This window comes from Aminobacter sp. AP02, from assembly GCF_003148805.1.
GTDB lineage: Bacteria > Pseudomonadota > Alphaproteobacteria > Rhizobiales > Rhizobiaceae > Aminobacter.
In genome coordinates, this window is sequence record NZ_QGGX01000010.1 from 152,060 (window position 1) to 163,891 (window position 11,832).

Sequence of the window (11,832 nt, forward strand, 5' to 3'; positions counted from 1 at the left end):
ATGGAGCCGGTACAGTCCCAACAGGATCCGCTGACCAGACTGGCACTGGAAAAACTGGATGACATCGCCGTTCCGCCGCCGGTGTCATGGATGCCGCAGACCTGGGGTTGGGCGCTGCTTGCGCTGATAGCCGCTGCACTGCTGCTCCTTGCCGTGTGGCGCTGGCACAGGCGGCGCGTCGCCAACCGCTACCGCCGCGAAGCGCTTGTCGAGCTGGGCCGCATCGAGCAGGAACTCGGCGATACCAAAACGCGGGCCGAGGCGCTTGAAGCCATGCCCGAACTGCTCAAGCGCGTCGCACTCGCGGCTTGGCCGCGCGATGCCGTGGCCTCGCTCAGCGGCGGAAACTGGCTCGCTTTCCTGCGCAAGCATGGCGGCGAAAAATCCTTTCCTGAGCCGGCCGCACAACTGCTCGACGATCTCGAATACCGTTCGAGGCAAACACGCGCGAGCGTCAGCGAAGACGATGCGCGCATGTTTGCGGCTTCAGCACGCCGATGGATCGAGGGCCACGTTGTATCAGCTTGAGTATCCATGGTTGCTCGCGGTGCTGCCGCTGCCATTGCTCATCTGGTGGCTGGTGCCGGCCTATCGCGAGGAAACCGCCGCGATCCGCATCCCGTTCTTTGGCGAGGTGGCCGATGCCGCCGGCGTGGTGCCGACGCAAGGTTCGGTCATACCCCGCACCAATTGGGCGCAAAGGCTGCTGGCGCCGCTGTGCTGGTTTCTCATCGTGCTGGCTTTGGCCCGGCCGCAGTTTGTCGAGCCGCCGATCACCAAGACCGAGCCGCAGCGTGACCTGATGCTGGCGCTCGACCTGTCGCAATCGATGGACACGCGTGATTTTCGCGATCCGTCCGGCCAGATCGAAGCCCGCGTCGACGCCGTCAAGCAGGTGGTCAGCGATTTCGTCAAGCGCCGGCAGGGTGATCGCGTCGGACTGATCGCCTTTGGTGATGCTCCATATCCTCTGGTCCCGTTCACGCTCGATCATCTCACCGTCCAGACCATGATCGAGGACGCTTTGCCGGGCATGGCCGGGCCTCGAACGGCGCTGGGCGATGCCATCGGCCTTGCCATCAAGATGTTCGCCGACAGCAAGGCGCCGGAAAAGGTGCTGGTCGTCTTGACCGACGGCAACGATACGGCAAGCAAGATGCCGCCGGACCGCGCGGCCGATATCGCCAGCCAGAACAAGATCGTCATTCACACGGTCGGCATCGGCGACCCTGGGGCCACGGGCGAAGACAAGCTCGACGTCGGCGCGTTGGAAAAGATCGCCGCGACGACCGGCGGTCGCTACTTCTTCGGGCAGGACCAGAGCCAGCTCGAGGATATCTACGCCACCCTCGACAAGATCACGCCCGCCAACCAGACCACGCTTTCCTGGCGCCCCAAGATCGAGCTGTTCAGCTACCCCTTGGGCGCTGCATTGCTTTTGCTGATCGCCTATCACCTGTTTGCCTGGCTGTGGGTCGTGTTGCGCCGCGCGCCGGCCGAGCGGGTGGGGCAGGTCTCATGATCGCGGATTTTCATTTCCTCCGGCCTTGGTGGCTTTTGGCAATTCTTGCCGCCATTGCGTTGGTGTTCCTATTGTCGCGGCAAACCGATGTCCGCTCGCGCCTGCGTGGCCTCATCGCCTCGCATCTCCTCGAAAATCTCGTCATCGACCGGCAGAGCAGCAAACGCTGGCGACCGGTGCATTTTGTCGCCCTCCTCATTGCGCTTGGCGCCGTTGCCATGGCCGGGCCGACATGGCAGCGCGAGCAACCGCCTTTCGTCGAGGACAGGGCGCCGCTGGTGCTGGTGATCGACGTCTCGCAGACGATGGACGCCATCGACATCACGCCCTCGCGGCTTGAGCGGGTCAAGCTCAAGGTGCAGGACCTGCTCAAGCTGAGGCCCGGCGGTCGTACCGCTGTCTACGCCTATGCCGGTTCCGCCCATATGGTTCTGCCGCTCACCGACGACGCCGATCTCGTCAAGACCTATGTCAACGCACTGCAGACGAGGGTCATGCCGGTTCCGGGCAAGGATACCGCCAAGGCGCTCGAGGCCGCCGAAGCGGGGCTGAAAAACGAAGAGGTGCCGGGCACGCTGCTTTTCCTGACCGACGGCGTCGAACCGGCCGCGACGGAAGCCTTCAAGCGCCATACCGGCAACAATGAAATCATGGTCTTGGGCGTCGGAACCGCCGAGGGCGGACCGGTCAAGACGGGGGAGGGAGAGTTCCTGTCAGAGGGCGGAGGCCGCGTCATTGCGAAACTCGACGTTGCGCAATTACAGGCTCTTGGGCGCGATGCCGGGGTTCGCGTCGCCACCATCACCATGGACGACAGCGATGTCGGCTGGATCGCCCAGCGCGTGCAAAGCCATTTGCAGGCAAAGCTCGCCGAAGGCCAGACACGCTGGCTGGATGTCGGCTGGTGGCTCACAATTCCCATCGCCGTGCTGGGTGCGTTCTGGTTCCGTCGCGGCTGGACGGTGCAATGGGCCTGCGCGGCAATGATCGCAGCCACCCTTGCAGCGCCAGGCCGTGCCGATGCGGCCGAGTTCGATTTCGCAGGCATGTGGCTGACCCCAGACCAGCAGGGACGGCTCGCCTTCGACAAGGGTGACTATGCGGGTGCCGCGGCGCATTTCAGCGATCCCATGTGGCGCGGAGTCGCGCTCTATCGGGCGGGTCAATTCAGCGACGCCATCGATGCCTTCGCGCAGGTGAGGAAAGCCGAGAGCTACTACAATCAGGGCAATGCGCTCGCGCAACTCGACAAGCTCGACGAGGCGGTGACCGGTTTCAAGGAAGCCCTCAAGCTGAAGCCCGACTGGCCGCAGGCCAAGGCAAACCTGGCCATTGTGGAAAAGCTCATTGCCCAGAAGAAGGACGAAGAGGACGAGCAGCAGCAGGATCCCAATGAAAAGCCGGACCAGATCCAGTTCGATGACAAGGGCAAGAAGGGCAAGGCGGGCACTGTCGACCTGGCGCAGCAGACGGCTGACATGTGGATGCGCAACATCCAGGTAACGCCCACCGACCTTCTGGCCCGCAGGTTCGCCCTTGAAGTGGCGGGGACGAAACGATGAGCTTCGTCGCCCGCTGCCTGGCTGTCCTGCTTTTCGCGCTCGTATCGGTCGTGCCGCTTCATGCCGCCGAACCTCTCATTCGGGTCGACATCCTGACGCCGGCTCCCATCGTTTCGGGCCAGCAGGTTCAGGTCCAGGTCGATGTGCTGGTGCCGAATTTCTTCATGTCGGCGCCGCAGTTTCCGAATTTCGACATTCCAAACGCCGTCGTTACCTTGCCTGATGTGCGGGCGGTAAACCTCGTCGAGACAATAGGCGGGGAGAGTTTTTCGGGCATTCGGCGGCTGTATTTCGTTACTCCGCAAGCGCCAGGCGATTATGTGCTGCCGCCAGCGACAATCACATTCGCCTATGCCGCGGTCCCCGGGCAGGCGACCAAAGGATCGGTCACGCTGCCGCCGGCCAAGTTCACCGTTGCCGGCGTGCCCGGCGCCCCGGCCGGAAATGTGGCCGCCGCCACCGCGCTGACGGTCACTCAGACTGTCGATCCGGAGCCCAAGGGCCTCAAGACCGGCGACACTCTGGTTCGTACAGTTACTGTCAGTGCCCAGGGCATGCAGGCGATGATGATCCCCGTACCGGATTTCACCGCGCCCGACGGCGTTCGCATCTATCCTCATGATCCCGTGCTCTCCGACCAGGAGGGAAGCGGCAAGCGTGTCGACCGCGTCACCTATGCCTTCGAAAAGCCGGGCAGCTACGTTTTGCCCGCTGTCGAGGTCGGTTGGTATGACCCGGCATCGCAAAAGCATGCGACGGCGCGGGCTCCCGAGATCTCGGTGTCGGTTGCCGATGTCGCCGCATTCAAGCCTGCCATCGCGCCGCCGCCAGCGCCTGAGGAACCAGCGCCGGCCAAGTGGAAAGCATGGCTGAAATACTGGCCGTGGTTCGTGGCGGTGGCAGTTGCGCTGGCGGCCTTGGCGTGGCTCGTTACAACCGCCTTGCCGCGCCTGCATGGTTGGCGACACGCGCGGCGTTTGGAGCATGAACAATCCGAGCCTGCCTACTTCCAGCGCCTTGAAGAAGCGTGCCGCGCGGGTCGCTTGCCTGAAATCTATTCGGCCCTCGATTCCTGGTCGCGTCGGGCAGGTATTGCGCCGGTGTCCATGTGGCTACGCCAAAACGGAGATGAGGCAGCGCAACAAGAATTAGCGCGCTTCGAAAGTGCCATCTTCGCAGCAAAGCCGGATTCCACGCCCTGCAATCCCCAGAAACTGCTGGGCGGATTAGCACCCGCCAGGAAGCGGTGGCTGGCAAGCCACGCGGGTAGAACCGTTTCATCCTCGGCCTTGCCTGCGCTCAATCCCTGAACAGCGAGCAGGGTGTCAGCTGACGGTCTTTTCTTTTTTCTGTTCGCAGTCCCGTCCCTGGCCGCTCGGCTTGGGGCAGTTTTCCCCTGTGCATTCCTGAGCTTGTGCACGAGTGGTGAATTGCCACGACGTGGCCGGCGCTGCCAGCAGACAGAAGATGGTAACTGCGAAAAGAAGCACGCGCATGTCTCTCTCCCCGAAGCGTTCTGGAAAGGTCGCGACCGATGTCGCAGTGTCAACGGCGGGTTCACCCTATCGTTGCAGGCGTTCCGTCGCGGCCGGCAGCGCAGCATATCCCAACTGCCGGCGCGGTAAAGCACCAGGGGACTCATCTGCTGGTTGAGCCTGGGCTTCGTGTACAAATCCGAAGTGGCGGCCATCGCTTCGTCGCGGTTTTGCATTTGCCGCGACGGCATTTTTTGTTTATGGCCAAACGCATGTCGCATCTGCCCGAGACACTGCTCACCGGTTACCGCAACTTCATGACCGGTCGCTATGCGGCCGAGACTGATCATTACAAATCTTTGGCGCGAGAGGGTCAGTCGCCCGAGACAATGGTCATAGCCTGTTGCGATTCCCGCGCTGCGCCTGAAACCATCTTCAATGCTGGCCCCGGCGAACTGTTTGTAGTCCGTAACGTCGCCAATCTCGTGCCGCCCTATTCGCCGGACGGCGAATTCCATTCCACCTCGGCCGCGCTCGAATTCGCCGTGCAGGCGCTCAAGGTGAAGAACATCGTGGTGATGGGCCACGGACGTTGCGGTGGCATCCGGGCGGCGCTCGATCCCAATTCGGCGCCGCTGTCTCCCGGTGACTTTATCGGCAAATGGATGAGCCTGGTCGCCCCTGCCGCAGAGACGGTGACCGGCAATACGATGATGACCCAGACCGAGCGGCAGACCGCGCTCGAGCGCATTTCGATCCGCTATTCGATAGCCAATCTGCGCACGTTTCCATGCGTGAAGATCCTTGAGCAGAAGGGTCGGCTGGAAATCTTTGGCGCCTGGTTCGATATCTCGGCGGGCGAGTTGTGGCTGATGGACCGCAATACCGGCGACTTCGAACGCACGGCCATCGCCTGAGCGTTCTCTGCTGGCCCCATCTCAATGACTTGAATGGTTTGATGTCTCCAGCCTAGGCTTGCGGGACTGACGTTGCCATGGGCGCCTGTGCCCATTGCTGCGCCAGGGGAGAGCCAGTTGATGACCGTAGACCAGACCCGCCATTCGCTCGACGGCCGCCATCGCCCGATGTTCATTGGCGGCGCGTGGGTAGAGGCCGCGTCCGGCCAGACGATGGAGACCCGCAATCCCGCCACCGGCGAGATTATCGCCACCGTGCCGCGGGGCGGCAAGCGAGACATCGAACGCGCGGTCGCTGCCGCTCGCAACGCCTTTGACGGTCCATGGAGCCGTTTCAAGCCGCATGAGCGGCAGAAGCTGTTGCTGAAGATCGCCGATCTGTTCGAGCGTCACTGGGAAGAGATTTGCGTTTCCGACACCACCGACATGGGCCTGCCCATCGTCAGGGCGCGGGGCAACGCCAACCGAGTTCTCGGCATGCTGCGTTATTACGCCGGCATGGCCACGGCCATCCATGGGCAGAGCATCCAAAATTCGCTGGCTGGCGATATCGTCTCTTACACTCGTAAGGAACCCGTGGGCGTCGTCGGCGCCATCATCCCGTGGAATGCTCCGACCGCCGCCTCGGTCTGGAAGATCGGCCCCGCGCTGGCAACTGGCTGCACGGTTGTCCTGAAGCCGTCCGAGGAGGCGCCGCTGACGCCGCTTCTGATCGCGGAACTGATGGCTGACGCCGGCGTCCCTGATGGTGTCGTCAACATCGTCACCGGCACCGGCCCCGAGGCTGGCGCGCCGCTCGCCGAACATATGGGCGTCGACAAGATCGTCTTCACCGGCTCCACCGCCACCGGCCAGAGCATCGTCCGCGCCTCGGCCGGCAATCTCAAGCGCGTGTCGCTCGAACTCGGCGGCAAGTCGCCGGTCATTGTCTGTGCCGATGCCGATCTCGAGCGTGCCGTGCCGGTCGCCGCGATGTCGGTCTTCGCCAATTCCGGCCAGATCTGCATCGCGGGCTCCAGGCTTTTCGTCGCGCGCTCCATCCATGACGAATTCGTCGCGCGACTGGCGGCCTATGCCGGCGCATTGCGCATCGGCAACGGCATCGATCCGAACACCGAAATCGGCCCGCTGATTTCGCCGCGCCAGCTCGACCGGGTCCAGGGATATCTGCGCGCCGGCACGGAGGAGGGCGCCCGGCTCGTCGCTGGCGGCAATAGGCTGTCGGATGGCGCCCTCGCGGCCGGCAATTTCGTGGCGCCCACTGTCTTTGCCGGTGTCTCCGACATCATGCGCATTGCGCGCGAGGAGATTTTCGGCCCGGTCATCTCGGCACTGTCCTTCGACACGCTCGACGAGGTGGTGCGGCGTGCAAACGACACCCCTTATGGCCTTGCCGCCGGTGTCTTTACCCGCGACCTTGCCACCGCTCACCAGCTGTCGCGGCGGCTTCATGCGGGCTCCGTATGGGTCAACACCTACCACGCCATCGACCCTGCCGTGCCTTTCGGCGGCTACAAGATGAGCGGCTACGGGCGTGAGGGCGGTGCCGAGCACCTCGACGAATATCTCAACACCAAGGGCGTTTTCATCCGGATCGACTGAGCTCAGGCGATTGCCTGCCGTTCAAGCTCTGCGCCCAGCGCGTCGAGCAATTGGAGGGTGCCACGCTTGCGGCTGCCAGCGTCGTCATAGCCGTCGACAAACGCGCCTTGCTCGGTGAAGGTAAGCCTTGTGCCAGTGCCATCAGCCATCAGCTCGAACGTTGCCAGCGACACCGAAATGCGGGTCTCGCCGAGATGCATGTCGTAGCTGTAGATGATGCGCTCGCCCGGCACGATGTCATGATAGACCGCATTGAATTTGTGCACTGGCCCGCCCTTCGGTCCGCCCGAATTCAGTTCACGGCCACCGACGCGAAAGTCCATCTTGTGCTCCATCGCGCCCCACTCCTTGGGGCCGGAAAACCAGCGCGCCTTGGCGACAGGGTCGCTCAGCGCATGAAAGACCCGTGTCGGCGACGCGTCATAGCGGCGTTCGATGGTGAACGTAGCGTGGGTCACGGATCGCTTGGTCATTTCGAACTCCCTTGCTCAGTTTTCATCGGATGTTTCGGCCAGAAATTCCCCCAGCCTGTCGAGGCGTTGTTCCCACAGCATCCGGCGTTCTGAAATCCAGCTTTCGGCGCGCCTCAGGGCCGTCGGCTCGATCTGGCAGGTGCGCACGCGGCCCACCTTGGCCGTGCGCACGAGGCCGCTGGCCTCAAGCACTTGGAGATGCTGCATCACCGCCGACAGCGACATGGCGAATGGTTCGGCCAACTGACTCACCGAGGCTGGCCCCTGGCACAGCCGGTCGACCATGCCGCGCCGGGCTGGATCGGCAAGTGCCTGGAACATCAGGTCGAGTTGTGCCGGATCATGCAGCATCGCGGTTGTCCATCAGCTTGGGAACATCTTGAAATAGGGTTCCGCTTCCTTGTACACGCGTGCCACCGATGGTCGTGCCATCAGGCGGTCCAGATAAGCGGCGGCATTGGGATGTCCGCTGGCGAGCGGCGCGACCTTGTCGGCATAGAACAGGGCAGGGGCCGCGGCACAGTCCGCCATTGTGAAGTTCTCGCCCATCGCCCAGGGCTTGGACTGCATATCGTTATCCACCATGCCGAGCGCGGTTTCGAGCTGTGTCCGAGCCGCGGCCACGCCGTGCGGATCGTTCATGCCTGCTGGCCGGATCCTGTCGGTCACGATCTTTTGCATCGGTTCCTGCACATAGAGGTCGAAAAAGCGGTCGCTGAGACGCGTCCGCCGCGCTTCGTCAAGGTCAACGGGAACGAGCTTCACCGGACTAGGATGATGCTGGTCGAGATACTCGATGATGATGCTCGACTCCGGCACGACGCGGTCGCGTGCATGATCGTGCAGCACGGGCATCTTGCCGATAGGCCAGAGCTTCAGGAACGCCGCTCGCGATGTCGGCTCGCCGAGGTCGACGATGACCGGTTCGAACTGGATGTCGTTCTCGTACAACGCAATCAGCGCCTTGTGGCAGAACGAGGCGAGGGGGTGGAAATGCAGCGTCAACGACATGTTGGAAACCTCATTGGATCCACGTTGCTCAAACACTGAAGTAGATACTTAACTATCATGGCGCCGACGCATCGGCAAGTGCGCTGGCAGTGGACCCAAAACGAAAAAACCGCCCCCGGAATGTCCGGGGCGCGGCTTTCGCAAAGTTTTGAAGACTGGGTTCGGCTCAGCCCATCAGCTGGAACTCGTAGAGCCTGCGATAGAGACCCTCGGAGTTGATGAGGTCGGTATGGCGACCTTGCTCGACGACCTTGCCGTCCTGCATCACCACGATGTTGTCAGCCTGATGCACGGTCGACAGGCGGTGCGCGATGGCAATAGTCGTGCGTCCTGCAGACAGCTTCTCCAGCGCTTCGCGGAACAGCGATTCCGACTCGGCGTCGAGTGCGCTGGTCGCTTCATCGAGCAAGAGAACGTTGGCGTCGCGCAGGATGGCGCGTGCGATAGACAGGCGTTGCTTCTGGCCGCCCGAAAGAAGTGCGCCGTTTTCGCCGACCTGGGTTTCGTAGCCGTTCTTGAGCGACATGATGAAATCGTGGGCATTGGCGGCCTTGGAGGCTTCGATCACCTCTTCGTCGCTGGCGCCATCGCGGCCGAGCCGGATGTTGTGCATGATGGTGCCGGAGAACAGGAACGTATCCTGGCTGACATAGGCGATCCGGTCGCGCACCGAGTGCAGCGTCGCATGCGCGATGTCCTGTCCGTCGAACAGCACTTCGCCGCTGTCTGGATCGTACATGCGCATGATCAGGTTCATGATCGTCGACTTGCCACTGCCGGACGGGCCGACAAGGGCCGTCATCTTGCCGGGCGGGAAGACCAGGTCGAGATCGCGCAGTACCGGCTCGCCGTCTGCATAAGAGAAGCTGACGTCCTTGAGTTCGATCGCGCCGGATCCGGGCACCAGTGGCGTTGCTCCCGGCTTCTCAGCCAGGGTCAGGGGGCGATCCGACAGCTCAAACATCATGCGCACGCCCACGAGTCCTGTTTCCAGGGAGACGCGGAAGCGTGCCAGCCGCTTGGCCGGCTCATAGGCGAGCAGCAGCGCTGTGATGAACGACATGATGCTGCCAGGCGTCTGTCCGCCCTGGACCACCAGATAGCCGCTGACCAGGACCACGCCGGCTATGGCGAGGCCCGCCAGCGTCTCCATGATCGGGCTGGTGCCTGCCTCGAGTGCGGCGATGGTGTTGGCGCGCTTTTCCACGTCGGAGACCGCGCGGTGCATGCGGCTGCGCATGATCGGCTCGAGATTGAAGGATTTGACGATCCTGACGCCGACCGTCGTTTCCTGCATGACCTGCACGATCTGGGCCAGGGACAGGAACTCCGCCTCCATGATCTTGCGCACCCTGCGCAGGATCATGTTGACGCCGAAAATGGCGATCGGCCCGACGATGAACGCTACCAGCGACATCACCGGCTGCTGGTAGACCATCACGAAGATCAGGCCGATCAGCGAAAACAGGTCGCGCACGAACGACGTGACGATGACGTCCAGCACATTTCGCGCTGCCTGCGCATTGTGGGTCACGCGCGTGATCAGGTCCGAAGACGGGATCGAGTGATAGAAGGAGATGCCCTGGGCCAGGATGCGGTCGTAGATCTTGCGCTGGCGGTCGGCGATGATGGAGTTACCGACGCGGCTCAGGAAAAACGCCTGCAGGAAGGTGGCGATCCCCTTGGTGATGAAGATTGCCGCCACTAACCCTGCGATCTGGTAGACGCGGTTGATGTCCTTGCCGATCACGAACTCATTGGTGATGTCCTGCATGATCCAGGCGCTCGCCGCCGTCATGCCGGCCACAACCATCATCGAAGCGATCGCAACGGCATAGCCTAACGCATGCTGACGGAACGACTCCCGTATCAGCCGCCAGATCAGGAGATGGTTCTGTGTCGGACGAAAAAAACGAAACAAATCAATGAGTCCCTTGGGTCGTACCCCTGCGCGGGTCTATATAAAGCAACGATTGGCCAAGGGGAACCGGCAAATTGCGGACCAAGGGTCGCGGGTTTGCAAGGACTTGGTGGACAGCCCGCGGCCGCCGATTGCCGCTATGGGGGATTTCGCATACCGTTGACCAAACGATAAAAAGACACCATCGCCAAAGAAGACCAAAACCAGCCAGAGGTGGAAAGAATGCCAAGAAGTTCAAGTGATTTCGGCTTGTCCAGGCGTACCTTGATCAAGGCCGCGGGTGCGTCCGCCGCTGTCGCGGTAGCCGGATTGCCAGTGCGCCTGTTTGCGGCCGATCCGATCAAGGTCGCCGCCGTCTACACCGTGCCTGTCGAGCAGCAGTGGGTCAGCCGCATCCACAAGGCGGCAAACGCTGCCAAGGAGCGCGGCGACATCGAATATGTCTATTCGGAAAACACCGCCAACAACGACTACGAGCGCGTGATGCGCGAATATGCCGAGGCCGGCCACAAGCTGATCCTGGGCGAAGTGTTCGGTGTCGAGGACGCGGCGCGTGCGGTCGCCAAGGACTATCCCGACGTCGCCTTCCTGATGGGCTCCAGCTTCAAGCCGGACGCCGCGGTGCCAAACTTCTCGGTGTTCGACAACTACATCCAGGATGCCTCCTACCTCTCCGGCATCGTCGCCGGCGCCATGACCAAGTCGAAGAATATCGGCATGGTCGGCGGCTACCCGATCCCTGAGGTCAACCGGCTGATGAACGCCTTCATGGCTGGCGTGAAGGAAAGCGCGCCCGATACCAAGTTCCAGGTCGCCTTCATCGGCTCGTGGTTCGATCCGCCCAAGGCCAAGGAAACTGCGTTTGCCCAGATCGACGGCGGTGCTGACCTGCTCTATGCGGAGCGCTTTGGTGTCTCCGACGCTGCCAAGGAAAAGAAGGTTCTGGCCATCGGCAACGTCATCGATACCCAGGCCGACTATCCCGAAACCGTGGTGGCGTCCGCGCTGTGGCACTTCGAGCCGACGCTCGACAAGGCGATATCTGAGGTCAAGGCCGGTACTTTCAAGGCTGAAGACTACGGCGTCTACTCGTTCATGAAAAACGGCGGCTCCTCGCTTGCTCCGCTTGGCACCTTCGAGAGCAAGGTGCCCGACGAGGTCAAGGCCAAGGTCGCCGAGAAGGAAAAGGCGATCAAGGACGGTTCGTTCACCGTCGAGATCAACGACGCCGAACCGAAATCGAGCTGATGACAGCGCTCTTCTCCCCGTTTACGGGGAGAAGATGCCGGCAGGCAGATGAGGGGCAGCAATAGCCTTTCAGAAGTCGCAGCCGCGCCCCTCATCGGGCC

General features: G+C 62.4%; 12 protein-coding genes. 7 read left to right on the forward strand and 5 right to left on the reverse strand.

From position 1 onward, the window contains the following. From C8K44_RS14995 to C8K44_RS15010, 4 genes are read left to right on the forward strand one after another with little or no spacing between them, the layout of a single operon-like run. Positions 1 to 528: a DUF4381 domain-containing protein gene (locus tag C8K44_RS14995; protein WP_109576588.1), complete on the forward strand. Its 528-nt coding sequence runs from the start codon at positions 1 to 3 to the stop codon at positions 526 to 528. After that, positions 515 to 1,522 carry a VWA domain-containing protein gene (locus tag C8K44_RS15000; RefSeq protein ID WP_109576589.1) on the forward strand — a complete coding sequence of 336 codons (1,008 nt, stop codon included), beginning with the start codon at positions 515 to 517 and terminating at the stop codon, positions 1,520 to 1,522. The genes C8K44_RS14995 and C8K44_RS15000 overlap by 14 nt, the downstream gene beginning before the upstream one ends. After that, positions 1,519 to 3,084: a VWA domain-containing protein gene (locus tag C8K44_RS15005; protein ID WP_109576590.1), complete on the forward strand. Its 1,566-nt coding sequence runs from the start codon at positions 1,519 to 1,521 to the stop codon at positions 3,082 to 3,084. Before C8K44_RS15000 ends, C8K44_RS15005 begins: the two co-directional genes overlap by 4 nt. Then, positions 3,081 to 4,394, forward strand: coding sequence for a BatD family protein (locus C8K44_RS15010; RefSeq protein WP_109576591.1), 1,314 nt, complete (start codon positions 3,081 to 3,083; stop codon positions 4,392 to 4,394). Before C8K44_RS15005 ends, C8K44_RS15010 begins: the two co-directional genes overlap by 4 nt. Positions 4,395 to 4,409: 15 nt before the next feature. Here the strand turns inward: C8K44_RS15010 and C8K44_RS27520 are convergent, their stop codons facing one another. Continuing rightward, entirely contained in the window at positions 4,410 to 4,580 is a 171-nt protein-coding gene (locus C8K44_RS27520; protein WP_158282738.1) for a hypothetical protein, read from the reverse strand. A 251-nt stretch (positions 4,581 to 4,831) separates the two neighbouring features. Between C8K44_RS27520 and C8K44_RS15015 the strand changes: the two genes are divergently transcribed. Then, positions 4,832 to 5,476, forward strand: a complete 645-nt coding sequence (locus C8K44_RS15015; RefSeq protein WP_109576667.1) for a carbonic anhydrase — start codon at positions 4,832 to 4,834, stop codon at positions 5,474 to 5,476. 120 nt (positions 5,477 to 5,596) lie between these two features. Continuing rightward, positions 5,597 to 7,078, forward strand: a complete 1,482-nt coding sequence (locus tag C8K44_RS15020; RefSeq protein ID WP_109576592.1) for an aldehyde dehydrogenase family protein — start codon at positions 5,597 to 5,599, stop codon at positions 7,076 to 7,078. 2 nt (positions 7,079 to 7,080) lie between these two features. Here C8K44_RS15020 and C8K44_RS15025 read toward each other — a convergent pair whose 3' ends face one another. The 4 genes from C8K44_RS15025 to C8K44_RS15040 form a co-directional block, all read right to left on the reverse strand. Beyond that, the gene (locus tag C8K44_RS15025) at positions 7,081 to 7,551 is read right to left on the reverse strand and encodes an SRPBCC family protein (protein WP_109576593.1); all 471 of its coding nucleotides are present in this window, start codon (positions 7,549 to 7,551) and stop codon (positions 7,081 to 7,083) included. Positions 7,552 to 7,566: 15 nt separating this feature from the next. Beyond that, positions 7,567 to 7,902: a metalloregulator ArsR/SmtB family transcription factor gene (locus C8K44_RS15030; RefSeq protein WP_109576594.1), complete on the reverse strand. Its 336-nt coding sequence runs from the start codon at positions 7,900 to 7,902 to the stop codon at positions 7,567 to 7,569. A gap of 12 nt (positions 7,903 to 7,914) precedes the next feature. After that, complete coding sequence (locus tag C8K44_RS15035; RefSeq protein ID WP_109576595.1) at positions 7,915 to 8,562, reverse strand: glutathione S-transferase family protein; 648 nt, start codon at positions 8,560 to 8,562, stop codon at positions 7,915 to 7,917. A gap of 166 nt (positions 8,563 to 8,728) precedes the next feature. Then, positions 8,729 to 10,483, reverse strand: coding sequence for an ABC transporter ATP-binding protein (locus C8K44_RS15040; protein WP_199227100.1), 1,755 nt, complete (start codon positions 10,481 to 10,483; stop codon positions 8,729 to 8,731). Positions 10,484 to 10,705: 222 nt separating this feature from the next. Between C8K44_RS15040 and C8K44_RS15045 the strand changes: the two genes are divergently transcribed. Beyond that, on the forward strand, positions 10,706 to 11,731 hold the full coding sequence (locus C8K44_RS15045) for a BMP family protein (protein ID WP_109576669.1): 1,026 nt from the start codon (positions 10,706 to 10,708) through the stop codon (positions 11,729 to 11,731). The last annotated feature ends 101 nt before the right edge of the window (positions 11,732 to 11,832 follow it).

Coding starts and splice junctions, on each gene's coding strand:
- C8K44_RS14995 (WP_109576588.1), top strand. CDS start 1: ATGGAGCCGGTACAGTCCCAACAGGATCCGCTGACCAGACTGGCACTG.
- C8K44_RS15005 (WP_109576590.1), top strand. CDS start 1,519: ATGATCGCGGATTTTCATTTCCTCCGGCCTTGGTGGCTTTTGGCAATT.
- C8K44_RS15010 (WP_109576591.1), top strand. CDS start 3,081: ATGAGCTTCGTCGCCCGCTGCCTGGCTGTCCTGCTTTTCGCGCTCGTA.
- C8K44_RS27520 (WP_158282738.1), bottom strand. CDS start 4,580: ATGCGCGTGCTTCTTTTCGCAGTTACCATCTTCTGTCTGCTGGCAGCG.
- C8K44_RS15015 (WP_109576667.1), top strand. CDS start 4,832: ATGTCGCATCTGCCCGAGACACTGCTCACCGGTTACCGCAACTTCATG.
- C8K44_RS15020 (WP_109576592.1), top strand. CDS start 5,597: ATGACCGTAGACCAGACCCGCCATTCGCTCGACGGCCGCCATCGCCCG.
- C8K44_RS15025 (WP_109576593.1), bottom strand. CDS start 7,551: ATGACCAAGCGATCCGTGACCCACGCTACGTTCACCATCGAACGCCGC.
- C8K44_RS15030 (WP_109576594.1), bottom strand. CDS start 7,902: ATGCTGCATGATCCGGCACAACTCGACCTGATGTTCCAGGCACTTGCC.
- C8K44_RS15035 (WP_109576595.1), bottom strand. CDS start 8,562: ATGTCGTTGACGCTGCATTTCCACCCCCTCGCCTCGTTCTGCCACAAG.
- C8K44_RS15045 (WP_109576669.1), top strand. CDS start 10,706: ATGCCAAGAAGTTCAAGTGATTTCGGCTTGTCCAGGCGTACCTTGATC.